Annotated in this window: 23 protein-coding genes; 11 read left to right on the forward strand and 12 right to left on the reverse strand. The window is 73.0% G+C overall.

Features of this window, described 5'->3' with window-relative positions; translation table 11 throughout:
* The first annotated feature begins 150 nt into the window (after positions 1-150).
* A complete protein-coding gene (locus AB0L75_RS10370; protein WP_365178201.1) occupies positions 151-1,326 on the forward strand; it encodes an MFS transporter in 1,176 nt (391 codons plus the stop codon).
* 70 nt (positions 1,327-1,396) lie between these two features.
* On the forward strand, positions 1,397-2,143 hold the full coding sequence (locus tag AB0L75_RS10375; protein WP_365178204.1) for a maleylpyruvate isomerase family mycothiol-dependent enzyme: 747 nt from the start codon (positions 1,397-1,399) through the stop codon (positions 2,141-2,143).
* A gap of 7 nt (positions 2,144-2,150) precedes the next feature.
* Here AB0L75_RS10375 and AB0L75_RS10380 read toward each other — a convergent pair whose 3' ends face one another.
* Entirely contained in the window at positions 2,151-2,549 is a 399-nt protein-coding gene (locus tag AB0L75_RS10380; protein WP_365178207.1) for a MarR family transcriptional regulator, read from the reverse strand.
* An 85-nt stretch (positions 2,550-2,634) separates the two neighbouring features.
* Between AB0L75_RS10380 and AB0L75_RS10385 the strand changes: the two genes are divergently transcribed.
* Positions 2,635-4,134 carry an MFS transporter gene (locus tag AB0L75_RS10385; protein WP_365178210.1) on the forward strand — a complete coding sequence of 500 codons (1,500 nt, stop codon included), beginning with the start codon at positions 2,635-2,637 and terminating at the stop codon, positions 4,132-4,134.
* Between the two features lie 112 nt (positions 4,135-4,246).
* Here AB0L75_RS10385 and AB0L75_RS10390 read toward each other — a convergent pair whose 3' ends face one another.
* The 3 genes from AB0L75_RS10390 to AB0L75_RS10400 all read right to left on the reverse strand — a co-directional run bounded on the left by AB0L75_RS10390 (position 4,247) and on the right by AB0L75_RS10400 (position 6,935).
* The gene (locus AB0L75_RS10390; protein WP_365178213.1) at positions 4,247-4,912 is read right to left on the reverse strand and encodes a response regulator transcription factor; all 666 of its coding nucleotides are present in this window, start codon (positions 4,910-4,912) and stop codon (positions 4,247-4,249) included.
* Complete coding sequence (locus AB0L75_RS10395) at positions 4,909-6,141, reverse strand: sensor histidine kinase (protein WP_365178216.1); 1,233 nt, start codon at positions 6,139-6,141, stop codon at positions 4,909-4,911. Before AB0L75_RS10395 ends, AB0L75_RS10390 begins: the two co-directional genes overlap by 4 nt.
* Before the next feature lie 107 nt (positions 6,142-6,248).
* A complete protein-coding gene (locus AB0L75_RS10400; protein WP_365178219.1) occupies positions 6,249-6,935 on the reverse strand; it encodes a TetR/AcrR family transcriptional regulator in 687 nt (228 codons plus the stop codon).
* Positions 6,936-7,061: 126 nt separating this feature from the next.
* On the opposite strand from AB0L75_RS10400, the gene AB0L75_RS10405 reads away from it, so the two are divergent.
* The gene (locus AB0L75_RS10405) at positions 7,062-7,523 is read left to right on the forward strand and encodes a nitroreductase family deazaflavin-dependent oxidoreductase (RefSeq protein WP_365178222.1); all 462 of its coding nucleotides are present in this window, start codon (positions 7,062-7,064) and stop codon (positions 7,521-7,523) included.
* Positions 7,524-7,527: 4 nt separating this feature from the next.
* Here AB0L75_RS10405 and AB0L75_RS10410 read toward each other — a convergent pair whose 3' ends face one another.
* Positions 7,528-8,769 (reverse strand): geranylgeranyl reductase family protein, encoded by a 1,242-nt coding sequence (locus tag AB0L75_RS10410; protein ID WP_365178225.1) that lies wholly within the window; start codon positions 8,767-8,769, stop codon positions 7,528-7,530.
* A 140-nt stretch (positions 8,770-8,909) separates the two neighbouring features.
* Between AB0L75_RS10410 and AB0L75_RS10415 the strand changes: the two genes are divergently transcribed.
* Both AB0L75_RS10415 and AB0L75_RS10420 read left to right on the forward strand, forming a co-directional pair.
* A complete protein-coding gene (locus AB0L75_RS10415) occupies positions 8,910-10,265 on the forward strand; it encodes a dipeptidase (protein WP_365178228.1) in 1,356 nt (451 codons plus the stop codon).
* A 62-nt stretch (positions 10,266-10,327) separates the two neighbouring features.
* Positions 10,328-11,032 (forward strand): MBL fold metallo-hydrolase, encoded by a 705-nt coding sequence (locus AB0L75_RS10420; protein ID WP_365178231.1) that lies wholly within the window; start codon positions 10,328-10,330, stop codon positions 11,030-11,032.
* A gap of 39 nt (positions 11,033-11,071) precedes the next feature.
* Here the strand turns inward: AB0L75_RS10420 and AB0L75_RS10425 are convergent, their stop codons facing one another.
* Together AB0L75_RS10425 and AB0L75_RS10430 are read right to left on the reverse strand one after the other, a co-directional pair.
* The gene (locus tag AB0L75_RS10425; RefSeq protein ID WP_365178234.1) at positions 11,072-12,115 is read right to left on the reverse strand and encodes an NUDIX domain-containing protein; all 1,044 of its coding nucleotides are present in this window, start codon (positions 12,113-12,115) and stop codon (positions 11,072-11,074) included.
* A 144-nt stretch (positions 12,116-12,259) separates the two neighbouring features.
* Positions 12,260-12,466, reverse strand: coding sequence for a hypothetical protein (locus AB0L75_RS10430; RefSeq protein WP_365178236.1), 207 nt, complete (start codon positions 12,464-12,466; stop codon positions 12,260-12,262).
* 274 nt (positions 12,467-12,740) lie between these two features.
* On the opposite strand from AB0L75_RS10430, the gene AB0L75_RS10435 reads away from it, so the two are divergent.
* The 3 genes from AB0L75_RS10435 (at position 12,741) to AB0L75_RS10445 (ending at position 16,138) form a co-directional block, all read left to right on the forward strand.
* The gene (locus tag AB0L75_RS10435; protein ID WP_365178239.1) at positions 12,741-13,097 is read left to right on the forward strand and encodes a hypothetical protein; all 357 of its coding nucleotides are present in this window, start codon (positions 12,741-12,743) and stop codon (positions 13,095-13,097) included.
* Positions 13,094-13,864 carry a maleylpyruvate isomerase family mycothiol-dependent enzyme gene (locus AB0L75_RS10440; RefSeq protein ID WP_365178242.1) on the forward strand — a complete coding sequence of 257 codons (771 nt, stop codon included), beginning with the start codon at positions 13,094-13,096 and terminating at the stop codon, positions 13,862-13,864. Before AB0L75_RS10435 ends, AB0L75_RS10440 begins: the two co-directional genes overlap by 4 nt.
* Before the next feature lie 252 nt (positions 13,865-14,116).
* A complete protein-coding gene (locus tag AB0L75_RS10445) occupies positions 14,117-16,138 on the forward strand; it encodes an NPCBM/NEW2 domain-containing protein (protein ID WP_365178245.1) in 2,022 nt (673 codons plus the stop codon).
* Between the two features lie 80 nt (positions 16,139-16,218).
* Here the strand turns inward: AB0L75_RS10445 and AB0L75_RS10450 are convergent, their stop codons facing one another.
* Complete coding sequence (locus AB0L75_RS10450) at positions 16,219-17,169, reverse strand: ROK family protein (protein WP_365178247.1); 951 nt, start codon at positions 17,167-17,169, stop codon at positions 16,219-16,221.
* A 262-nt stretch (positions 17,170-17,431) separates the two neighbouring features.
* Between AB0L75_RS10450 and AB0L75_RS10455 the strand changes: the two genes are divergently transcribed.
* Positions 17,432-18,481, forward strand: coding sequence for a LacI family DNA-binding transcriptional regulator (locus tag AB0L75_RS10455; RefSeq protein WP_365178250.1), 1,050 nt, complete (start codon positions 17,432-17,434; stop codon positions 18,479-18,481).
* 13 nt (positions 18,482-18,494) lie between these two features.
* On the opposite strand, the gene AB0L75_RS10460 is transcribed toward AB0L75_RS10455, so the two are convergent.
* The gene (locus tag AB0L75_RS10460) at positions 18,495-20,033 is read right to left on the reverse strand and encodes a serine/threonine-protein kinase (RefSeq protein WP_365178252.1); all 1,539 of its coding nucleotides are present in this window, start codon (positions 20,031-20,033) and stop codon (positions 18,495-18,497) included.
* Between the two features lie 74 nt (positions 20,034-20,107).
* A complete protein-coding gene (locus tag AB0L75_RS10465) occupies positions 20,108-21,406 on the reverse strand; it encodes an aldolase (RefSeq protein ID WP_365178255.1) in 1,299 nt (432 codons plus the stop codon).
* Positions 21,407-21,619: 213 nt separating this feature from the next.
* On the opposite strand from AB0L75_RS10465, the gene AB0L75_RS10470 reads away from it, so the two are divergent.
* The gene (locus tag AB0L75_RS10470) at positions 21,620-22,525 is read left to right on the forward strand and encodes an endonuclease/exonuclease/phosphatase family protein (RefSeq protein WP_365178258.1); all 906 of its coding nucleotides are present in this window, start codon (positions 21,620-21,622) and stop codon (positions 22,523-22,525) included.
* Between the two features lie 59 nt (positions 22,526-22,584).
* Here AB0L75_RS10470 and AB0L75_RS10475 read toward each other — a convergent pair whose 3' ends face one another.
* Complete coding sequence (locus AB0L75_RS10475; protein ID WP_365178261.1) at positions 22,585-23,547, reverse strand: electron transfer flavoprotein subunit alpha/FixB family protein; 963 nt, start codon at positions 23,545-23,547, stop codon at positions 22,585-22,587.
* Positions 23,548-23,599: 52 nt separating this feature from the next.
* Complete coding sequence (locus AB0L75_RS10480) at positions 23,600-24,385, reverse strand: electron transfer flavoprotein subunit beta/FixA family protein (protein ID WP_365178264.1); 786 nt, start codon at positions 24,383-24,385, stop codon at positions 23,600-23,602.
* Positions 24,386-24,482: the final 97 nt, after the last annotated feature.

The following is a 24,482-nucleotide window of genomic DNA, read 5'->3' on the forward strand; positions in this document are numbered from 1 at the left end:
CCGTTGTCGCGCGCCCGCCCTGCGCGCGCCCCCTCGCCTCCACCGCCCCGCCGGACCGCCTCATCCCGGCCATTTCCCCTTGCCCCGCCCCGCACCCCCACCTAGCCTGACTTTGTGCCGCTAATAAACAAACCCCGAACGCACAGTGTCGTGCCGGGTGCCAGCCGTGATCTGACCCGTCTGCGCATCGCGCTCACCGCCTTCTTCGCCCTCGACGGCTTCATCTTCGCGGGCTGGGTGGTCCGGATCCCCGCCATCAAGCAGCAGACCGACGCCTCCGCCGGCGATCTGGGCCTGGCCCTGCTCGGTGTCTCCGCCGGAGCCGTCGTCACCATGACCCTCATCGGGCGGCTCTGCCGTCGCTACGGCAGCCATCCGGTCACCGTGGTGTGCGCCGTCGCCCTCTCCCTCAGCGTCAGCCTCCCTCCGCTGACCCACTCCGCAGCCGCGCTCGGCGTCGTACTCCTCCTCTTCGGCGCCGCCTATGGCGGCATCAACGTCGCGTTCAACAGCGCCGCCGTCGACCTGGTGGCCGCGTTGCGGCGGCCGATCATGCCGACGTTCCATGCCGCGTTCAGCCTGGGCGGGATGATCGGCGCCGGCCTCGGCGGACTGGTCGCCAGCGTGCTCTCGCCCACCCGGCATCTGCTCGGCCTCACCCTGATCGGGCTGGTCGTCACGGCCGCCGCCGGACGCGCCCTGCTGCAGGAGCCGCCCGCCCCCGCGGACCGGCTCCCGTCCTCGCCCATGGAGGCGGACCGCGCCGCACCGCGGCGGACCGGCAGCCGCGGGCTGGTCCTCGTCTTCGGGCTGATCGCGCTGTGCACCGCCTACGGCGAGGGCGCCATGGCCGACTGGGGCGCGCTCCATCTCCAGCAGGACCTCGCGGCGTCGTCCGGTGTGGCGGCGGCCGGGTACTCGTGCTTCGCGCTGGCCATGACCGTGGGCCGGGCGACCGGCACGACGCTGCTGGAGCGGCTCGGCCGGGCCCGCACGGTGATCGCCGGCGGCACCGTCGCGGCGGCGGGCATGCTGCTCGGCTCGCTCGCGCCGTCCGCCTGGGCCGCGCTGATCGGCTTCGCCGTCACCGGGCTCGGGCTCGCCAACCTCTTCCCGGTCGCGGTGGAGCGCGCGGGCTCGCTGACGGGTCCGTCCGGCGTGGCCGTAGCCTCGACGCTGGGCTACGGCGGCATGCTCCTCGGACCGCCCGCGATCGGGTTCATGGCCGACTGGTTCTCCCTGGCGACCGCGCTCACCAGCGTGGCGGCGCTGGCCGCCGTCGCCGCGGTCATCGGGGTGGCCACCCGGCGGACGATGGGCGCCTGAGGCCGGCGCGGCTTGCCCGACGGGTGAAAATACCGGCCCGCGGGCACGCCCGGTCCGGCACACTCACGCCATGGAGACCTCTGACTTCCTTCAGACCCTGGACCGGGAGGGCCGGTTGCTCGCGGCGGCCGCCGCCGCGGCCGGTACCGAGGCCAAGGTGCCCGCCTGCCCGGAGTGGCAGGTGCGCGACCTGCTGCGGCACACCGGCGCGGTGCACCGGTGGGCCGCGGCCTTCGTCGCCGACGGGCACCCCGAGCCCCGCCCGCTCGGCGACGCGCCGGACCTGGACGGCACCGCGCTGGTGGACTGGTACCGGGACAGCCACCGCCTGCTGGTCGACACTTTGGCCGCCGCACCCGCCGACGTGCGGTGCTGGACCTTCCACCCGGCGCCCAACCCCTCACCGCTGGCGTTCTGGACGCGCCGGCAGGCGCACGAGACGGCCGTCCACCGCTACGACGCCGAGGCCGCGCGCGGCGGTACGCCGTCACCGATCGCCCCGGACTTCGCGGTGGACGGCATCGACGAACTGCTGCGCGGCTTCCACGCCCGCGAGCGCAGCCGCCTGCGCACGGACAAGCCGCGGACGCTGCGGGTGCGCGCGCTGAACGCGGGGGCGGAGGCGGACGCGGTGTGGACCGTACGGCTCACGGCCGAGCCGCCGGTGGCCGTACCGTACGCCGATGACGCGGCCGAGGCCGAACTGTCCGGTCCCGCCGACGAGTTGTACCTGGCCCTGTGGAACCGCAGGCCCGTGCCGAGCGTGTCCGGTGACCCCTCACTGGCCGCGCTGTGGCGGGAGAAGGGCGGCTTCTGACACCCGGTCAGCCGGCGTCGGCCAGCATCCGGGCCAGCACCGCGCGCTGCACGGGCCGTACCTCGCCGTGCAGCGCGCGCCCCTTGTTCGTGAGCGCGACCCGCACCCCGCGCCGGTCCTCGGCGCACATGGCACGCTCGACCAGGCCGTCCTTCTCCAGACGGCCGATCAGCCGGGACAGCGCACTCTGGCTGAGGTGAATGCGCTCGGAGATCTCCTGCACGCGGAAGGCGCAGCCGCCGTCCGCCGCCGCGTCCTCGGCGAGCAGGTCGAGGACCTCGAAGTCGCTGGCGCACAGGCCGTGTCCGTGCAGCGCCCGGTCCAGCTCGCACTGGGTGCGGGCATGCAGCGCGAGGATGTCCCGCCACTGCTCCACGAGCGCCCGCTCGGCCCTGTTCGACGCCATGCGCGCACCGTAGCAGAGAAACAAGATTATTGCATCGGAATTAAATGCGCTTGCAATCAATGCGTGCGCATGTAGTGTCTGGAGCATGACCTCTCCGCTCACCCCCTCCGCGGTCCCGTCCCCGGCGGTCCGCTGGACCCCCCGGCTGTGGGGCACCCTGCTGGTGCTCTGCGCGGCGATGTTCCTGGACGCGCTGGACGTGTCGATGGTCGGCGTCGCACTGCCGTCCATCGGCTCCGACCTCCATCTGTCCACGTCGACGCTGCAATGGATCGTCAGCGGCTACATCCTGGGGTACGGCGGCCTGCTCCTCCTCGGCGGCCGCACCGCCGACCTGCTCGGCCGGCGTCAGGTGTTCCTCGTCGCCCTCGGCGTCTTCGCGCTCGCCTCGCTGCTCGGCGGGCTCGTGGACTCGGGTCCGCTGCTGATCGCCAGCCGGTTCATCAAGGGCCTGAGCGCGGCCTTCACGGCACCGGCCGGCCTGTCGATCATCACCACGACGTTCCCGGAGGGCCCGCTGCGCAACCGCGCCCTGTCCATCTACACCACCTGCGCCGCCACCGGCTTCTCCATGGGCCTGGTGCTCTCGGGCCTGCTCACCGAGGCCAGCTGGCGCTTCACCATGCTGCTGCCCGCGCCGATCGCCCTGCTCGCCCTCCTCGCCGGCCTGCGGCTGCTGCCGCGCAGCGCCCGCGAGGAGAACCACGGCGGCTACGACATCCCCGGCGCCGTCCTGGGCACCGCCTCGATGCTGCTGCTGGTCTTCACCGTCGTCCAGGCCCCCGAGGCCGGCTGGGCCTCGGCCCGCACACTGCTGTCCTTCGTCGCCGTCGCCGTGCTGCTGACCGCCTTCATCCTGGTCGAGCGGCGCTCGCCGAGCCCGCTGATCCGGCTCGGCGTGCTGCGCTCGGGCAGTCAGGTCCGCGCCCAGCTCGGCGCGATCGCGTTCTTCGGCTCGTACGTCGGTTTCCAGTTCCTGACGACGCTCTACATGCAGTCCCTGCTCGGCTGGTCGGCGCTGCACACGGCGCTCGCGTTCCTGCCGGCGGGCGCGCTGGTGGCGGTGTCCTCCACGAAGGTCGGCGCGATCGTCGACCGGTTCGGTACGCCACGGCTGATCGCGACCGGCTTCGCCCTCATGGTCCTCGGCTACGCGCTGTTCCTGCGCGTCGACCTGGACCCGGTGTACGCGGCCGTGATCCTGCCGTCCATGCTGCTGATCGGCGCGGCCTGCGCGCTGGTCTTCCCGTCGCTCAACATCCAGGCCACCAACGGGGTCGAGGACCACGAGCAGGGCATGGTCTCCGGGCTGCTCAACACCTCGGTGCAAGTGGGCGGCGCGATCTTCCTGGCGGTGGTCACCGCGGTGGTGACCGCGGGTGCCCCCGCGCACGCCACCCCGCAGGCCGTCCTCGACAGCTACCGGCCCGGCTTCATGGTCGTCACCGGCATCGCGGCGGTCGGCCTGCTGATCACCCTCACCGGCTTGCGCAGCCGTCGTACCCGGCCGTCCTTCGTGGTCGCCAGGTCCACTGTGGAGGAGGTGGAGGAGGCGGAAGCGGAGCGCGTGGCGGTCCGCGACTGAGCGCTCCGCGGGACGTGCCGTGACGGGCCGTCGATCGTCCGCGGGCCCGTCGTGGCCGGATCCGCCGACCGCATGCCTGCGCGACGGTGCTACCGGGTCCCGCGGACCGCGCTCAGCCCAGCCAGCCGGGCCTCACCAACCCCGACTCGTAGGCCAGTACGACGAGTTGGGCGCGGTCCCGCGCGCCCAGCTTCACCATCGTGCGGCTCACATGGGTCTTGGCCGTGAGCGGGCTGACCACCAGCCGGCGGGCGATCTCCTCGTTGGACAGTCCGATGCCGACGAGCGCCATCACCTCCCGCTCCCGCTCGGTGAGCCGGGCGAGGGCGTCGGCCGCCGTGGGTTCCTTGGAGCGGGCCGCGAACTCGGCGATCAGCCGGCGGGTGACGCCCGGCGACAGCAGGGCGTCACCCTGGACCACCGCCCTCACGGCGCGCAGGAGTTCGTCCGGCTCGGTGTCCTTGACCAGGAACCCGGAGGCACCGGAGCGGATCGCCTCGAAGACGTACTCGTCCAGCTCGAAGGTGGTGAGCATGACCACCTTCACGTCCTGCAGCTCCGCGTCGCCGGTGATGCGCCGGGTCGCGGCGAGCCCGTCCAGCAGGGGCATGCGGATGTCCATCAGGACGACGTGCGGCCGCAGTTCGCGCACCAGGCGCACCGCCTCCTCGCCGTCGGCCACCTCCCCGGCCACCTCGATGTCCGGCTGTGCGTCGAGCAGCGCCCTGAAACCGGCCCGCACCAGCGACTGGTCGTCAGCGAGCAGTACCCGGATCACTGGTCCTCCCTGGTGTGCGACGGCAGTACGGCGAGCACCCGGAAGCCGCCGTCCGGGCGCGGGCCCGCCTCGATGGTGCCACCGAGCGCGGCGGCCCTCTCCCGCATCCCGGCCAGCCCGTTGCCGCTGCCCCCGGCGTCGGCGCCGGTGGCCGGCCCGTCGTCGTCGATACGCAGCCGCAGCGCGTCGCCGTCCTGGGCGAACGTCACGCGTGCGTGCCGTGATCCGGAGTGCCGTACGACGTTGGTCAGGGCCTCCTGGACGATACGGAAGGCGGCGAGGTCGGCGCCGGGCGGCAGCCGCGGCGGGGCGCCCTCGATCCGCACGGTCAGTCCGGCCGCGGCCGCCTGCTCCACCAGCTCCGGCAGCCGGTCCAGACCGGGGGCGGGGGCGCGGGGCGCGGCGCCGGACGTGCGCAGGGTGTCGAGGACCTGGCGCACTTCGCCGAGCGCCTCCTTGCTGGCGGCCTTGATGGTGGTGAGCGCCGCCCGCGCCTGCTCGGGATCACTGTCGAGCAGCGCGAGCCCCATGCCGGCCTGGACGTTGATGACGGAGATGCTGTGCGCGAGGACGTCGTGCAACTCGCGGGCGATCCGCAGCCGTTCCTCGTCCGCGCGGCGACGCGCCGCCTGCGCCCGGTCGGCGCGCTCCCGCGCCCACTGCTCGCGCCGCACCCTGCCCAGTTCGGAGAGGGCGACGATGGCCAGCACCCAGGTGGCGATGACGGTCTCCTGGGTGAGGCCCGCGCTCTTGTCGCCCGGGGGCGGCAGCCAGCGGTAGAGCCACAGCGTGACCAGGGCGTGCCCGGTCCACAGCAGGCCGACGGAGGCCCAGGCGGCCCGCCGGTGCCCGGCCACGACCGCGCTGAAGCAGCTGACGGCGACGGTCAGGAGGACCGGCCCGTAGGGGTAGCCCGCGGCCAGGTAGCCGAGGGTCGCCGTCGCGGTGCCGAAGGCCACGGCCACCGGGTACCGGTGCCGCCACAGCAGCAGCACCGAGGCGACGAGCAGCAGCACGCGCGCGTACGGGTCGAGCGGTACGCGGTGGGGCTGGTCCTGCGCGGCGAAGTTGGTGCCGATCAGGACGAACGCGGTGAGCAGCACGGTCGAGCGCCAGGGCAGGCGGCGGGCGTGCTGCGGCTCCGCTCCGTCGTCGTCCGGGGCGCCGCGCCACAAAGGCCCGTGCCGCCACCAGTGCGAGGGGGCGCGCTGCTCGTCCATGACCGCCACGCTAGACGCAGGCGGCACGGGCGGGCGTCAGCCGGACGAGGCGATCACTCGTACTCCCCGGGAAGTACGACGCCCAAGACGGGCCGAGTGCGACGCGCGCCCCGCGTCTACCGCAGGCCCACGCTGTGCGCCAGCCTTGTGGCCGCGTGGCGGAAGAACGCCTCCCGGTCCTCCACCACGTTGTTGAACTGGCCGAACAGCTCGAAGCCCAGCAGCCCGAACAGCTCCGCCCAGGCCGTCACCAGGGCCACGGCCGCCTCGGCGGGAAGCCCGGGTGCGAATGCGGCGACCATGCGCTCGCCCTCGGGGCGCAGCGCCGCAGGGAGGGGCAGTTCGGCGAGGCCGGGGCCCTCGTGGGCGTCGCGGACGATACCGATGAGGACCAGGCCGACCCGGGCCGCGGCCCTGATCGTGGTCTCGGGGGCGGAGTAGCCGGGCACGGGCGAGCCGTAGATGAGGGCGTACTCGTGGGGGTGAGCGAGCGCCCAGCCGCGGGCCGCCTCGCACACGGCCGTCCAGCGGTCCACGGGGGCGGCGCCCGCGGCGGCGTCGTGGGCCGTCTCCGCGGCCTCGCCGAGGGAGTCGTAGGCATCGATGATCAGGGCGGTCAGCAGCTCGTCGCGGCTCGGGAAGTAGCGGTACAGGGCCGAGGAGACCATGCCCAGCTCGCGGGCGACGGCCCGCAGCGAGAGCTTGGCCGCGCCCTCCTCCGCCAGCTGTCTGCGGGCCGCTTCCTTGATCGCGGCGGTGACTTCGGTCCTGGCCCTGGCGCGGGCGCCCTGCGGGGTGCTCATGACGGCAGTCTGCCACGAAGGAGAGCAGTGCACACAAAAGAGAGCACCGCTCTTGCTTTCTCGCGCCGACCTGCCCCACACTGGAGTCAACCGAGAGCACTGCTCTCCCAAACTGTGGGGGTCACCATGTCGTCGTCCTCGTCCTCGCCGTACTACCTCAAGGGCAGCCCGATGAACGTCCGGCTGAACAGCGTCATCGGCTGGCTCGCCCGGCACGGTCTGAGCCTCGCGGGCTCGGCGGAGATGTCCGTGCGGGGCCGCAAGAGCGGTCAGATGCAGCGCATCCCGGTCAACCCGCACACCTTCGAGGGCGGGCAGTACCTGGTCTCGGCGCGCGGCCACTCGCAGTGGGTGCGGAACATGCGAGTCGCCGGCGGCGGCGAACTGCGCGTCGGACGCAAGGTGCGCACCTTCACCGCGGTGGAGCTTCCCGACGCCGAGAAGCCCCCCCTGCTGCGGACCTACCTGGAGAAGTGGGGCTGGGAGGTCAACCAGTACTTCGACGGGGTGACCGCCAAGTCCTCCGACGAGGAGATCGTCGCCTGCGCCGGCGACCACCCCGTCTTCCGGATCACGGTCACGGACTGAACCGTCACGAACTGACGGGTTCCTCCGCCGGGACGGCCTGCCCCCGGTCCAGCGCGGTCAGGGCGCGCTGGGCGAACGGGTGGGAGCGGACGATCTCGCCCAGCGAGGTCGAGCCCTGCGTGATGTCCCGGAACGCCCTCCATGCCGGGCGGAAGCCGGTGAGGGCCGCGTGGAAGAGGCCGGGACGCTTCTCGAAGACGGTCAGCATGCGCTTGCCGACGCTCATCTCGACGCCGAGCCCGGCCTTGATCGCGAACGCGTAGTTCAGGGCCTGGCGGCGGGTGTCGACCGCGTCGTGGGCCTCGGCGATGCGGACCGCCCACTCCCCCGCGAGCCGACCCGAGCGCAGCGCGAAGGAGATGCCCTCCCGGGTCCACGGCTCCAGCAGCCCGGCCGCGTCACCGCAGACCAGCACCCGGCCCCGGGACAGGGGCGAGTCGTCGGCACGGCAGCGGGTCAGATGCCCGGAGGAGACGGCCGGCTCGAAGCCGGACAGGCCGAGACGGGCGATGAAGTCCTCCAAGTACCGCTTGGTGGCGGCGCCTTCACCGCGCGCGGAGATCACACCGACCGTCAGCGTGTCCCCCTTCGGGAACACCCAGCCGTAACTGCCCGGCATCGGGCCCCAGTCGATGAGGACCCGCCCCTTCCAGTCATCGGCGACCGACTCCGGGACCGGGATCTCCGCCTCCAGGCCGAGGTCGACCTGGTCCAGCTTCACACCGACATGGGCTCCTATGCGGCTGGCGCTGCCGTCGGCGCCGACGACCGCGCGGGCCAGCACCGTCTCGCCGCCCTGCAGGACGACGGCGACCGTGCGCCGGTCGGGGACCGCCGAGCCGTGCTGCTCGACCCGCTGCACCGTGACGCCCGTACGCAGCTCGGCGCCCGCCTTCTGGGCGTGCTCCACCAGCCGCTGGTCGAACTCGGGGCGGTTGATCAGCCCGAACAGCATCTGCTTGGAGCGGCGGGTGCGGGTGAAGCGGCCGTTGTTCGAGAAGGTGATCGCGTGCACCCGGTCGCGGAAGGGCAGCTCGAAGCCGGGGGGCAGCGCGTCGCGCGAGGGGCCGATGATGCCGCCGCCGCAGGTCTTGTAGCGGGGCAACTCGGCCTTCTCCAGCAACAGCACGCGCCGTCCCGCGACCGCGGCCGCGTAGGCGGCCGAGGCCCCCGCGGGTCCCGCGCCCACCACGACGACGTCCCACACCCGCTGCACGTCGTCCGCCGAAGAGTTCTCGCCGCTCACGATGGTCTACCGCTCCGATCAAGCCGCTGCCGTGGTGTCCCTCGCATCCTACGGCGGCCGTCGTCGCAGGCCACTGTGGGAGTATCGAGGGCACAACCCTGTTCAAGCTGTTCAACGTCGCACCCACGAGGAGCGTGCCCATGTCGTCGAATCCGGTCGCCGAGACCGTCGCCTCGCTGCTTCCCCGGGCGAAGGAGGAGCTGGCCGAACTGGTCGCCTTCAAGTCGGTGGCGGACTTCGCGCAGTTCCCGAAGAGCGAGAGCGAGGCCGCCGCGAACTGGGTCGCGGACGCCCTGCGCACCGAGGGCTTCGTCGACGTGGCCCTCCTGGACACCCCGGACGGCACGCAGTCCGTCTACGGCCACCTGCCGGGCCCCGAGGGCGCAAAAACGGTTCTCCTCTACGCGCACTACGACGTGCAGCCGCCGCTGGACGAGGCCGGCTGGACCACCCCGCCGTTCGAGCTGACCGAGCGCGACGGCCGCTGGTACGGCCGCGGGACCGCCGACTGCAAGGGCGGCTTCCTCATGCACCTGCTCGCACTGCGCGCCCTGAAGGCGAACGGCGGCGTCCCGGTGCACGTCAAGGTGATCGTCGAGGGCTCGGAGGAGCAGGGCACGGGTGGCCTGGAGCGGTACGCCGAGGAGCACCCGGAGCTGCTCGCGGCGGACACCGTCGTCATCGGCGACGCGGGCAACTTCCGCGTCGGACTGCCGACGGTGACCACCACGCTGCGCGGCATGACCCTGGTCCGGGTGGCCGTCGACACCCTCGCGGGCAATCTGCACTCCGGCCAGTTCGGCGGCGCCGCCCCGGACGCGCTGGCCGCGCTGATCCGGGTGCTGGACTCGCTGCGCGCGCAGGACGGCTCGACCACGGTCGACGGTCTGGACGCCGCGACGCGGTGGGACGGCCTGGAGTACACCGAGGAGCAGTTCCGCGCGGACGCCAAGGTGCTCGACGGGGTCGAGCTGATCGGTTCGGGCTCGGTCGCCGACCGCATCTGGGCCCGCCCGGCGGTCACCGTCCTCGGCATCGACTGCCCGCCGGTCATCGGCGCCACCCCGTCCGTGCAGTCGAGCGCCCGCGCCCTGATCAGCCTGCGGGTGCCGCCGGGCATGGACGCGGCGGAGGCGACCAAGCTGCTGCAGGCGCACATCGAGGCGCACACGCCCTGGGGCGCCCGGGTCACCACCGAGCAGATCGGCCAGGGCCAGCCCTTCCGCGCCGACGCCTCCAGCCCGGCCTACCAGGCGATGGCCGACGCGATGGCGGTCGCCTACCCCGGCGAGAGCATGCAGTACGCCGGCCAGGGCGGCTCCATCCCGCTGTGCAACACCCTCGCCGGCCTGTACCCGCAGGCGGAGATCCTGCTCATCGGGCTGAGCGAGCCGGAGGCACAGATCCACGCGGTCAACGAGAGCGTCTCCCCTCAGGAGCTGGAGCGCCTGTCGGTCGCCGAGGCGCTGTTCCTGCGCAACTACGCGGCGGGCTGAGTCCTTCTGCCGACGGCAGAGCGCCCTCGCCCACGGGCGGGGGCGCTGCCTAGGGTCGGCGCATGGACGTCATCGAACTGCTCCCCCGCCTGCACCTCCTCCGCTTCCCGGTGGGCCAGGCCTATCTCTGGCGCGACGACGACGCGTTGACGCTGATCGACGCGGGCACGATCGGCGCCGGCCGCGCGATCGCCGACACGGTGACGGCGCTGGGACACTCGCCCGGGGACGTACGGCGGATCGTGCTGACCCACTTCCACGAGGACCACGTGGGCGGCGCGGGCGAGTTCGCCGCGCTCAGCGGTGCCGAGGTGCTGGCGCACCCGCTGGACGCCCCCTTCATCCGGGGTGAACTCCCCGGCCTGCCCCCGCGGTTCGAGGAGTGGGAGCTGCCGATCCACGCGGCGGCGGCCGAGCGCCTGCCCGCGGGCACACCGCTGCCGCCGGCGTCGGTCACCGCGGTGTCCGACGGCGATGTACTGGACTTCGGCGGCGGCGCCCGGGTGCTCCACGTACCCGGCCACACGGACGGCAGCATCGCCGTGTTCCTGCCCGCGCAGGGCGTGCTGTTCACGGGGGACACGGTGGCGGCCTCGCCGGTCGACGGCACGGTGATCCCGGGCGTCTTCAACCTCGACCGGCCCCGACTCCTCGCCTCACTCGGCCGGTTGGCCGAGCTGGACGCGGACGTGGCGTGTTTCGGCCACGGAGACGCGGTCGTCGGGGGCGCGGCCGCCGCGCTGCGCCGGGCGGCGGACGCTCACTGACCATCGGGCAGGGCCCTCGGCCGCCCCGCGCCGGGCGACTCAGCCGACCGGCACCCCGGCCTCCAGATACAGCGCGGTCCCCCGCTCGCGGGCCCGCAGCGCCCAGCGCAGGCGCTCGTAGCGGACCGGTGGCAGCATCCCGGCGGCCTCCTGCTCGGTGGCGAAGCGCCAGCCGCGCAGTTCCGGGCCGGGCAGCAGGACCCGGGACGCCTCGCCGGGCTCCAGCCGGCCGCCGTCGAACAGCAGCCGCAGCCCGCCGAAGCCCGGCGGCACCGGCCGCTCCCAGTCGACGACGAGCAGCCGGGGCACCTCCTGCAGCCGTATCCCGGTCTCCTCGGCGACCTCGCGCATCCCGGCGCGGGCCGGTGCCTCGCCGCGCTCCACCACGCCGCCGGGGAACTCCCAGCCGGGTTTGTAGGTGGGGTCCACGAGCAGGACCCGGTCGTGCTCGTCGAAGAGCAGCACCCCGGCGGCGAGGGTCTCGGCGGTCGGCTGGGGGGTCTGCACGATGTCGCAGGGCGGTGCGGCGCCGCTGCCGATGGCGTCGGCGATGCGGACGGCGGTGGTGTACGGCGTGAGGGCGCTGGTGTCCACGAGGTGGGCGTCGGCGGTGAGCCAGGAGGCGAGGGCGGCGCGGTAGGGCTCGATGTGGTCGTAGGCCCACTGCCGCTGCCGTATCTCGCCGTCGGGCAGGTCCGGCGGAACCTCCCGCCCGGCTATCCGCTCGCGCAGGATCGTTTCAGCCGGGGCGAGCAGCAGATGGTGCACCGGAATCCTGCGGGCGGCGAGGCCGCCGAAGATCTCGTCGCGGTACTCCTGGCGGAGCAGGGTCATGGGCACCACCAGGGTCCCGCCCAGCTCGGCGAGGATCGCGGCCGCCGTGTCGACCACGAGCCGGCGCCAGATCGGCAGGTCCTGGAAGTCGCCGACCTCCGCGAGGCGCTTGGCCGGCAGCAGCTGCGTGAGCGTCCCGCCGACGACCTCGGGGTCGAAGAACGCGCTGTTCGGGATCAGTTCGATCAGTTCCCGTGCGGTGGTGGTCTTCCCCGCTCCGAACGCGCCGTTGATCCAGACGACGGTCACGGACTCCCCCTCTTCTGTTGGCCCCCTGAGGCTTGCCCGCTCCACCCTGCCACGGAAACCCCGCCCCGGTGAGGGCGCCGGAACGGCAATGCCGGTGCCCCCCTCGGGCGGGGACACCGGCACTGTCACCGCAAGGCGTCGGATCTACTTCTCCCTGGTGCCGGTGTCGTCGAAGCCGAAGCTGTCCAGGGTGACCGGGTGACCGCCGGCCGAGTCGAGCGTGTCCGAGACGTTGAGGCCGTCGAAGGACATCCCGGCAGGGCCCTTGTCCGCCGCGTGCGAGGGGGTGACGGCGGCCACGACGAATCCGGTGGCCAGGGTGGCGAGGGCGAGCATGCTGCGCTTCTTCATGCCCTGACCAACTGCGGATCCGCCCAGGAGTCACGCGGATACCGGCAAGCGGACGACTCCGGACACCGTCCCGGCAGAGAGGGCCGGGAGAAGTCCGACGGATACGGGCGGAGCGGGACGGGACCCATCACCGGGAGCCGGCACGGCGGTTCGCGGTGCCGTGCGGGTGGCGGCCGTACCGGAATCCGCTGGCCCGCTCCTGCGCGGCGCCGGTATCGTCCGGCGTCCCGGCCCGCCCGCTCCCGAGGCGGGCACCGACCAGAAATGCGACGTCATGACCGGCCGACCGCCCCTGACCACGACCCTCTGGCGCCCCACCGGCCCCAAGGAGCTGGAACTGGTCCGCGCGCTCGACTGGCGGGCCTGGCCGCCCCGGCTCCCCGAGCAGCCGATCTTCTACCCCGTCCTCAACGAGGACTACGCGATCCGGATCGCCCGCGACTGGAACGTCAAGCACGACGGCGCCGGTTTCGTGACCCGTTTCGAGGTCGACACGGAGTTCGTCGGCCGTTATCCGGTACGGCAGGCGGGCGGCCGGACGATCCTGGAACTGTGGGTGCCGGCCGAGGAGTTGGACGAGTTCAACGCCCATATCGTCGGCCGTATCGAGGTCGTGCGGGAGTTCCGGTGAGCGGGCCCGCGGCCGCCCGCGCCGTCGTCGAGCGCATCGCGGACGTCGTGCGCTCGGGCCACCGGCTGGTCCAGGCCGCGGCCACACTGCCCGACACCGCACTACGCACCCCGTCCCGACTGCCCGACTGGACACGCAGCCATACTCTCGCCCACGTCGCCCACAGCATCGAGGCCTATACATGGCTGCTGCGACTCGCGCGAACGGGACGGGAACCGGGCCCGCGTGCGGACGCGGCGACGCTGTCCGCAGCGGTCGAGCGGGACGCGGCGCTCTCCGCGGAGCTGCTCGTGGCTGGGCTGCGGGAGAGCCTGGACCGGTTCGCCGCCGAGGCGCGTGCGACGCCCGCTCCCGCCTGGGACCGCCTGGTCCCGGCGCTGGCCGGCTGGCGCCACCCGGCCTGGTATCTCCTGCTGCGCTGTCTGCGGGAGTCGGAGACCCATCACCTCGACCTGGGCGTCGGATACGGCACCGGCCAGTGGCCGGACACGTATGTCTCCTGGGCGCTGGACGACACCCTCGCCACGCTGCGCGCCCAGGGCTTTCCGCTCGCCTCGGTGGAGGCCGTGGATCTGGGCCGGCGCTGGCCGGTGGCCGCGCGGGGCCCCTCGGTCGCCGGGGCCGGGCACCAGGTGCTCGGCTGGCTCAGCGGCCGGCTCCCGGCCGACGCGCTGACGATCGACCGGCCGGCACCCGACCTGCCCCGCCCGCCCGCCTGGCCCCAGCCTCCACTGCCCGGCTGGGGCCGGGTCGGCGACGAGGCCTGAGCCCCGGACACTCCGGCAGCTCGCGAGGCCTTGGAAGCTTCGGAAGCCAACAGATCCGAACGTCGGGTCACGCCGACGAGGCGAAACAGTCCTACAGTCAAGGTTTTTGACGGGATATCGAACAGTCAGGTCGCGCCTCTTCCAACACAGTCCGACACGTCCTACCGTAATCGCGCACAGCCGACACACAGATGGACGCCCAGGCGGCGCCCTGTCGTCATCCACCTTTCGCGAGTCGGAGGAACGTCAACGATGCGTCACCCTCACACCCGCACAACCCCCCGAAGAGTGCTCGGAGCGCTCGCCGCGGGACTGCTGTGCGCGGCGGCCCTCGCCACCCCCGCGCCGGCGGCCCCCGCCCAGGCCCCCGCCGCCCCCGCCCTGGCCGACGGCCTCGCCCTCACCCCGCCGATGGGCTTCAACAACTGGAACTCCACGCACTGCCGTGCCGACTTCAACGAGAGCATGGTCAAGGGCATCGCCGACCTCTTCGTGGCCAAGGGCCTGAAGGACGCCGGGTACCAGTACGTCAACCTGGACGACTGCTGGGCGCTGCCGCAGCGCGACGCCGGCGGAAAGCTGGTGCCCGACCCGGCCCGCTTCCCGAACGGCATCAAGGCCGTCGCCGACTACGTCCACTCCAAGGGGCTCAGACTCGGCATCTACACCAGCGCCGGCAGCAAGACCTGCAACAGCGCGGGCTTCCCGGGCGCGCTCGGCCACGAGTACAGCGACGCCCGGCAGTTCGCGGACTGGGGCGTGGACTACCTGAAGTACGACAACTGCAATAACCAGGGTGTAGACGCGAAGAAGCGCTACACAACCATGCGCGACGCGCTCAGGGCGACCGGGCGGCCCATCGTCTACAGCATCTGCGAATGGGGAGAGAACAGGCCCTGGGAGTGGGCCTCGGATGTCGGTCAGCTCTGGCGCACCACCGGTGACATCAGCGACGACTGGGGCTCGATGCTGTCGATCCTCAAGCAGAACCTCCCGCTCGCGCCGTACGCCGGACCCGGCCACTGGAACGACCCCGACATGCTGGAGGTCGGCAACGGCGGCATGACGGACACCGAGTACCGCTCGCACTTCTCCCTCTGGTCGGTCATGGCGGCGCCGCTGCTCATCGGCACCGATCTGCGCAAGGCCTCCCCCGCGACCTTCGACATCCTGGACAACAAGGAGGTCATCGCCGTCGACCAGGACCCGCTGGGCAAGCAGGGCACGGTCGTCTCCTCCGCGGGCGGACGCTGGGTGATCGCCAAGGAGATGAAGGACGGCAGCCGGGCCGTCGCCCTGTTCAACGAGTCCGGCACCGCCCAGCGGATCGCCACCAGCGCGGCCGCCGTCGGCCTGCCCGAAGCACCCGCCTACACCCTGCGTGACCTGTGGCAGCACAGCGGCTACAACACCGCAGGCACCATCGCGGCCACCGTCCCCGCGCACGGCACGGTCCTGCTGCGCGTCTCCGCCGACCCCCACTGGGCGGACAACCCGCCCGCCGGCGAACTGGGCCTGGACGGCAGCCCGTTGCTGGAGGCCGCCACCCCGGCCACGCTGACCAGCACCGTCACCGACCTCGGCCGCACCCCCGCACTCCGGGTGTCCGTGTCCCTGACCGGCCCCGGGGGATGGACCGTACGGCCCACGTCGGCGACCACGGCCGCCACCCTCGCCACCGGCAGGGCCCTGCGCACCGGCTGGAGCGTCACCGCGCCCGCCGGGACCCCCACCGGCTCCTACGGCCTCACCCTCCAGGCGCACTACCGCTCACCGGCCGGACAGCGCGTCACCAGCACCCTTCCGCTGACCGCGTCCGTCGTGGCACGGCCGCCCTCCGGGACGTCGTACCTCAGCGACCTGAAGTGGCTGTCGGCGACCAGCGGTTGGGGGCCGGTGGAACGCGACACCAGCAACGGGGAGAGCGACGCGGGCGACGGCCACCCGATCACCATCGGCGGCACGGTGTACGCCAAGGGCCTCGGCGCCCACGCGCCGAGCGACGTCGCCTTCTACACCGGCAAGGCCTGCGAGAAGGTCACCGCGGACGTCGGCGTCGACGACGAGAAGGGCACGAAGGGCACCGTCACCTTCGAGATCTGGGCGGACGGCACGAAGGTCGCCTCGACCGGCGTCCTGACCAACGCGATGCCCGCCCAGCCCCTCAGCGCCGACATCACCGGCGCCCAGGTGGTCCACCTCGTCGTCACCGACGCCGGAGACGGCAACGACTCCGACCACGCGGACTGGGCCGACGCCCGCGTGAGCTGCTGACGGCGGCGCCCACCCGTCGGGGCGGCGCGGGTGGGCGGTGGGGGAGGCAGCTGCCGGCGAGCAGCGCCGCGCGACCCCGCTCAGACCCCCGCGGTCGCGTCCGGCCGGCGGGACAGCGCGGCGGCTGCCGCCCCGACCAGCCCCGCGTCCGTGCCCATCTGCGCGGGCACGACCGTCAGCCGCTGGACGAAGGAGAGGGTCGCGTAGTCGGTGAGCGCCTTGCGCAGGGGCGTGAAGAGGATGTCGCCGGCGTTGCCGACGCCCCCGCCGATGACCGCGATGTCGATCTCGACCAGGGTCGCGGTGGCCGCGATGCCGGCGGCCAGCGCCTGCGCCGCCCGCTCGAAGGAGGCCACGGCGACCGGGTCGCCCTCGCGGGCCGCCGCGGCCACCGCGGCGGCCGAGGTGTCGCCGTCGGGGCCGGGGCGCCAGCCCTGTTCCACGGCGCGGCGGGCGAGGTTGGGCCCGCTCGCGATCCGCTCCACGCAACCGCGCGAACCGCACGGGCACGGGTCGCCGTCGAGGTCGACGCTGATGTGCCCGATGTGCCCGGCGTTGCCGGTCGGACCGGGGTGCAGCCGGCCGCCCAGGACCAGGCCGCCGCCCACACCGGTCGACACCACCATGCACAGCGCGTTGTCGTGACCACGGGCGGCACCCTGCCAGTGCTCGGCGGCCGTGATCGCGACGCCGTCGCCGATCAGCTCGACCGGGAGGCCACCGGTGGCCGCGCGCACCCGCTCGACCAGCGGGAAGTCTCGCCAGCCCGGCACGTTCACCGGACTGACGGTGCCCGCCGAGGCGTCCACCGGTCCGGCGCTGCCGATGCCGACGGCGCCGGCGCGTCCCCACAGCGGCGACCCGGCGAGGTCGCCGAGCACGTCCTCGACGGCCCGCATGACCGTTTCGCCGTCCTGCTGGGCGGGCGTGCCGCGCTGGGCCCGGGCCAGGATCCGTCCGTCGTCGTCCACCAGCGCGCCGGCGATCTTGGTGCCGCCGATGTCCAGGGCCGCCACGAGGTCGGTGTGCATCAGAGTCAGATCTCCCCGTTGAAGCGTGAGAACCAAAAGAGGGGCAGGCCGGTCAGGCGGTGGGGGCGCAGGCCGACAGAGAACGGTGGACAGTCTCTCGCGCATCTGACAACGTTGTCCAGGCTCTATGCTCGACGCCACATCCTCATACAATCCACGGATCGGCGCACCACCCCGGCCGCACCACCTCGTGCGCACCGACGCACGCCCCCGAAGCACCGATTCCGCGGACCGGACGGACGACAGGACAGGACACCGCATCGTGCCCGAGACCACCCGCCGCGCAGACGGCCTTCCCGGCACCCGCTACGGCAACCGCCCGACGATGAAAGACGTGGCGGCGCGGGCCGGGGTCGGCCTGAAGACGGTCTCCCGGGTGGTCAACGGCGAGCCCGGTGTCACCCCGGACACCGAGCGCCGGGTGCAGGAGGCGATCGACGCGCTGGGCTTCCGCCGCAACGACAGCGCCCGGGTGCTGCGCAAGGGCCGTACGGCGAGCATCGGCCTGGTCCTGGAGGACCTCGCCGACCCCTTCTACGGCCCGCTCAGCCGCGCCGTGGAGGAGGTGGCCCGGGCCCATGGCGCCCTGCTGATCAACGGTTCCAGCGCCGAGGACCCGGAGCGCGAGCAGGAGCTGGCGCTGGCGTTGTGCGCACGGCGGGTGGACGGCCTGGTGGTGATCCCGGCCGGTGACGACCACCGCTATCTGGAGCCGGAGATCAGGGCGGGCGTGGCGACGGTGTTCGTGGACCGTCCGGCGGGACGCATCGACGCCGATGTGGTCCTCTCCGACAACTACGGCGGCGCACGGGACGGCGTGGCCCATCTGATCGCGCACGGCCATCGCCGGATCGGGTTCATCGGCGACATGCCGCGCATCCACACCGCCGCCGAGCGGCTGCGCGGCTACCGGGCGGCCATGGAGGACGCCGGGATACGGGTCGAGGACGCCTGGATGTCCCTCGGGGCGACGAATCCGGAGCGGGTGCGCCGGGCGGCGGAGGACATGCTGTCCGGGCCCGCCCCCGTCACCGCCATCTTCGCGGGCAACAACCGGGTGACGGTCACCGTGATCCGGGTCCTGGCCGAGCAGTCCCGCCGGGTCGCCTTCGTCGGCTTCGACGACATCGAGCTGGCCGATCTGCTCCAGCCGGGCGTCACGGTCGTCGCCCAGGACGCGGCCGCCCTCGGCCGTACCGCCGCCGAGCGGCTGTTCCGTCAGCTGGACGGCGGACTCATCGCGCCGGAGCGCATCGAGCTGCCCACCCGCCTGATCACGCGCGGATCGGGCGAGCTGCCACCGGCCGACTGAACCACCGCGGCGGTCAGCAGACCGGAAGCCCGGGCACCGGGGCGTCGTTGTCGCCGCCCTTGAGGTAGACGTCGCTGACGTAGACACCGGTGTTGCCGCTGTCGTCGTCGGTCTTCGCCCACCACACGTTCGTCCACCGGCCGTAGGTCTCCCGGCGCCCCAGGTCGGCCTGGCAGTAGAAGTAGTTGAGGCCCTCGCTCAGGGTCCCGGCGGCGGCACCGGAGGCCGTGTAGGTCGTGGCGGTGCGCCAGAGCTGGCAGTCGGACCTGCCGCCGCCGATGGACCGGCAGGCCCCGGCCGGGCTGGCGGTGTGTCCCTCTCCGCCGCCGGTCCCGGTCGTGCTGTGGGCGGGTTCGGCGGGCGCGGAGGCGGAGGCAGGTGAGGACGGCCTGGCGGCCGACGCGGAGTCCGGCTTCGGCGTCTGGTCGCGCATCAGGGCCACGGTGATCCCGGCCGCGGCGAGAACGACGGCGACCGCGGCGGCTGCGAGCAGAGCCCGGCCCTTGCGGCGGGGCGAGCCCGATGGCGTTTCCATGGGACCGGTGGGGACTGCCGGCCGGGTTGCCTCCGGTTCCGCCGGTCCGGCGGCCGGCAAGGCGGACGGCGTGGTGCGGTCCGTCGCTTCGGGCGCCCGTGGCGGCGTCGGGCGCAGGGTGGTGGTCGGGGTGTCCGGGATGCTCGCCTGCGCCACCGCGCGGAGCGCATCGCGGGCCTCCTCGGCGTCCGGCCGGGCGTCCGGGCGCTTGTCCATCAGGCGCCGCAGGACCGGTGCCAGCGGGCCCGCCCGGCGGGGCTCGGGGAGGGGCTCGGCGACGATGGCGGTGAGCGTCGAGTAGGTGGACGTACGGCGGAACGGCGAGGCGCCCTCGACGGCCGCGTACAGCGTGGCGCCCAGCGCCCACACATCGGCGGGCGCGCCCGGCTCGCCGCCCTGGGCGCGCTCGGGGGCCAGGTAGTCCAGGGAGCCGACGAGTTCGCCGCTGCGGGTCAGGCGGGTGGCCGAGCCGTCGCCGGGGTCGTCCATGGTGGCGATGCCGAAGTCGGTCAGGACGACCCGGCCGGTGCGGTCGAGGAGGATGTTGCCGGGTTTGACGTCGCGGTGCAGGACGCCGACGTGATGGGCGGCGGCCAGGGCGTCCGTCACGGCCACGCCGATGCGCGCGGCCTCGTACGGGTCGAGGGGGCCGCGCTCGCGCAGGATGCCGTCGAGGGAGGGCCCGTCGATCAGTTCCATGACGATCAGCGGGCGGCCGTCGGCCTCGGCTACGTCGTGCACGGCGACGACACCGGGGTGGCGGACCCGGGCGGCGGCCCGGGCCTCGCGCCGCATGCGCAGCCTGAGACCGGACAGTTCCGGTCCGGCCGCGTCGGTGTAGGTCCGCAGTTCCTTGACGGCGACCTCGCGGCCGAGGACCTCGTCCACCGCCCGCCAGACCACGCCCATCCCGCCGCGCCCGAGCCGTGCGGTGACGCGGTAGCGCCCGGCGAGCAGCCGTCCGGCCCCGTGCGGGTTCCCGTACTCCGCCGGCCCCTGCTCCCCCGAAGACACCATCGCCCCGTTCCCTGTGTCGCGTCCGCCTGGTCGATGCGTGGCGTCCAGCGTACGGGGCGGCGGTGACCGGCCCGCTACTTCGCGGAGGCGGTCAGGTCGCCGCGCCGGGGCGCCGCGAAACCCTCCAGGTCGGCGCGGGTCAGGCCGGTGAGGCGGGCGACCTCCGCGATGTCGAGGGCGCCGCAGTCCAGGCCGCGCAGCAGGTAGCCGCTGAGGGCCTTGGCGGTGGCGGGCTCGTCCATGACGTCGCCGCCGGCCCGGTTGGCGTAGCGGGTGAGGCGGGCCGCCGCCTGCTCGAAGCCCTCGCGGTAGAAGGCGAAGACGGCGGCGTAGCGGGTCGGGATGTGGCCGGGGTGCATGTCCCAGCCCTGGTAGTAGGCGCGGGCGAGGGCGCGGCGGGTGAGGCCGTAGTGCAGGCGCCAGGCGTCGTGGACCTTCTCGGTCGGGCCGACGGGCAGCACGTTGGTCGAGCCGTCGGAGACACGGACGCCGGTGCCCGCCGCCGCGACCTGCATGATCGCCTTGGCGTGGTCGGCGGCCGGGTGGTCGCTGGCCTGGTAGGCGGCGGAGACGCCGAGGCAGGCGCTGTAGTCGAAGGTGCCGTAGTGCAGGCCGGTGGCGCGGCCCTCGGCGGCCTGGATCATCCGGGCGACGGTGGCGGTGCCATCGGTGGCGAGGATGGACTGGCTGGTCTCGATCTGGATCTCGAAGCCGAGCCGGCCGGCGTCCAGGCCGTGCGCCTTCTCGAAGGCCTCCAGGAGGCGGACGAAGGCGCTGACCTGCTCGGCGTAGGTCACCTTGGGGAGGGTGAGGACGAGGCCCTCGGGCAGGCCGCCCGACTCGATCAGGCCGGTGAGGAAGACGTCCAGGGTGCGGATGCCCCGGTCGCGTACCGCCGCCTCCATGCACTTCATGCGGATGCCCATGTACGGCGCCGCCGTGCCGTCGCGGTACGCCTGGGCGATCAGCCGGGCCGCGCGGGCCGCCGTCTCGTCCTCCTCGGCGTCGGGCCGGGGGCCGTAGCCGTCCTCGAAGTCGACGCGCAGGTCTTCGATCGGCTCGCGTTCCAGCTTGGCGCGGACGCGGGAGTGGACGGGCTCGGCCAGTTCGTCGGACAGGCCGAGGACCGCCGCGAAGGAGGCGGCGTCCGGGGCGTGTTCGTCGAGGGCGGCGAGGGCCTGGTCGCCCCAGGAGCGGATGGTGTCGGCGGCGAAGGCGTCGCCGGGGACGTAGACGGTGTGGACGGGCTGCCGGGTGCCGGGGTCCCCGGGGTAGCGGCGCTCCAGCTCCGCGTCGACCGGTGCGAGGGAGGCGCTGATCTCCTCGCTGACGGCGCCCGCGAGACTCGTCGCCACCTTCTCCTGCTGACCCATCCCACATCCTCCAGTATTTCCGCACTACGGAATCAACAATCCGTATAGCGAAGTTATCTGCCAACCTTCCCGCTGGTCAACACCGCATTCCGTTCGCTCCACTCGGCCATCCCGGTGTGTTCATGTCGGTCCGGCACCGTACGGGGCCGCATTGCCCTACCGTCACAGCGCATCCGCAACGCCTCGCCCGCAGCCGTCGCAGAAGGAGCGCCCGTGCCGAACCGCAGCCGCGTCACGCGCCGTATGGGCCTGAAGACCGCCTTCGCGGTCACGTTCCCCGCGTCCGTGTCCAGTACAGCACTCTCCGCCGGTCCCGCAGCGGCCGGCGAACGGCACAGCGAGCCCCTACGCGTCATGTCGTTCAACCTGCGCTACGCGAGCACCGCAGAGCCCAACAGCTGGACCGTCCGCAGACCCGCGATGCGCGCCCTGCTGCAGCGCGAGCGCCTCCATGTCATCGGCACCCAGGAGGGCCTCTACCAGCAGCTGCGCGACATCGAGGCCGATCTCGGGGCGTCCTACGACTGGATCGGCACCGGACGCGCCGGCGGCAGCCGCGACGAGTTCATGGCGGTCTTCTACGACACCCGGCGGCTCGCCCCGCAGGAGTACGACCACTTCTGGCTCTCCGACACACCCGACGTGATCGGCTCCAACACCTGGGGCGGCGGCTCCGTCCGGATGGTGACCTGGGTGCGGTTCCGGGATCTGCAGGGCGGCGACCGCGAGTTCTGCTTCCTGAACACGCACCTCGACAACCGCAGCCAGAAGGCACGCGCGCGTGCCGCCGCCCTGATCGCCCAGCGCATCGCCGGGTTCGACCGCTCGCTCCCGCTCGTCGTCACCGGCGACTTCAATGTCGCCGCCCACAAGAACGCGGTCTACGACACGATGCTGGGCGCCGGCCTGGTCGACACCTGGGAGACGGCGGCCGAGCGCGGCGAGCTGTACGGGACCTTCCACGGCTACAAGCCGCTGCGGCCGGACGGCGACCGCATCGACTGGATCCTCGCCACCCCGGGCGTCACCGCGCACCAGGTCTCGATCAACACCTTCTCGCTGGACGGCCAGTTCCCCAGCGACCACCTGCCGGTGCAGGCGTCCCTGGCGCTGACATGAGGCGAGGCCCCCGGGACCGTCGGCACGGTCACGGGGGCCTCGTACAGCGAAGGCGGATCTCAGCCCTTGCGGGACTTGATCTCCTCGGTCAGCTGCGGGACGACGTCGAACAGGTCGCCGACGACGCCGTAGTCGACCAGCTCGAAGATCGGGGCCTCGGCGTCCTTGTTGACGGCCACGATCGTCTTGGAGGTCTGCATACCGGCGCGGTGCTGGATCGCGCCGGAGATGCCGTTGGCGATGTACAGCTGCGGCGACACGCTCTTGCCGGTCTGGCCGACCTGGTTGGTGTGCGGGTACCAGCCGGCGTCGACGGCGGCACGCGAGGCGCCGACGGCCGCACCGAGGGAGTCGGCGAGGGCCTCGATGATCGAGAAGTTCTCGGCGCCGTTCACACCGCGGCCACCGGAGACCACGATCGCGGCCTCGGTCAGCTCCGGGCGGCCCGTCGACTCGCGCGGGGTGCGGGCGGTGACCTTGGTGCCGGTCGCCTTGTCCGAGAAGGTCACGGCGAGCGCCTCGATCGCACCGGCGGCCGGGGCGGCCTCCACGGCGGCCGAGTTCGGCTTGACCGTGATGACCGGGGTGCCCTTGATGACGCGGGACTTGGTGGTGAAGGACGCGGCGAACACCGACTGGGTGGCCACCGGGCCCTCGTCGCCGGCCTCCAGGTCGATGGCGTCCGTGATGATGCCGGAGCCGATGCGCAGCGCCAGGCGGGCGGCGATCTCCTTGCCCTCGGCAGAGGACGGGACCAGGACGGCGGCCGGGGAGACGGCCTCGTAGGCGGCCTGCAGGGCGTCCACCTTCGGGACGACCAGGTAGTCGCCGTACTCGGCGGCGTCGTGGGTGAGGACCTTCACCGCACCGTGCTCGGCGAGCGCGGCGGCGGTGTCGGCGGCGCCGTTGCCCAGCGCGACGGCGACGGGCTCGCCGATGCGGCGGGCCAGGGTCAGCAGCTCCAGGGTGGGCTTGCGGACGGCACCGTCCACGTGGTCGACGTAGACGAGGACTTCAGCCATGGGATTGCTCTCCTGCGTAACGAAGTTGAGGGGCGGTCAGCGGGTGCGAGCCCTAGATGAACTTCTGGCTCGCGAGGAACTCAGCGAGCTGCTTGCCGCCCTCGCCCTCGTCCTTGACGATGGTGCCGGCCGTGCGGGCCGGACGCTCGTTGGCCTCGTCGACCTTGGTGAACGCGCCGGCCAGGCCGACCTCTTCGGCCTCGATGTCCAGGTCGGACAGGTCCCAGGACTCCACCGGCTTCTTCTTGGCGGCCATGATGCCCTTGAAGGACGGGTAGCGCGCCTCACCCGACTGGTCGGTCACGGAGACGACGGCCGGCAGGGAGGCCTCCAGCTGCTCGCTGGCGGCGTCGCCGTCGCGGCGGCCCTTGACCGTGCCGTCCTCGACCGAGACCTCGGAGAGCAGGGTGACCTGCGGGACGCCGAGACGCTCGGCCACGAGGGCCGGGACGATACCGCCGGTGCCGTCGGTGGACGCCATGCCGGAGATGACCAGGTCGTAACCGGCCTTCTCGATGGCCTTGGCCAGCACCAGGGAGGTGCCGATGGCGTCGGTGCCGTGCAGGTCGTCGTCCTCGACGTGGATGGCCTTGTCGGCGCCCATGGAGAGGGCCTTGCGGAGCGCGTCCTTGGCGTCCTCGGGGCCCACCGTCAGAACGGTGACCTCGGCGTCGTCCGCGTCCTCGGAGATCTGCAGCGCCTGCTCGACCGCGTACTCGTCGAGTTCGGAGAGCAGACCGTCCACGTCGTCGCGGTCGACGGTCAGGTCATCGGCGAAGTGCCGGTCGCCAGTGGCGTCGGGCACGTACTTCACAGTGACAACGATCCTCAAGCTCACGCCGGCTCTCCTACTGCATCGTCATTTCCGGGCTGCCTCTTGCAGGCAGCATAGGCGCCTCAAGCGGCCGATCCCGATCGGGGCGTCCGCGCGCTCC

This window comes from Streptomyces sp. NPDC052101, from assembly GCF_040680235.1.
In the GTDB taxonomy this organism is placed as follows: domain Bacteria; phylum Actinomycetota; class Actinomycetes; order Streptomycetales; family Streptomycetaceae; genus Streptomyces.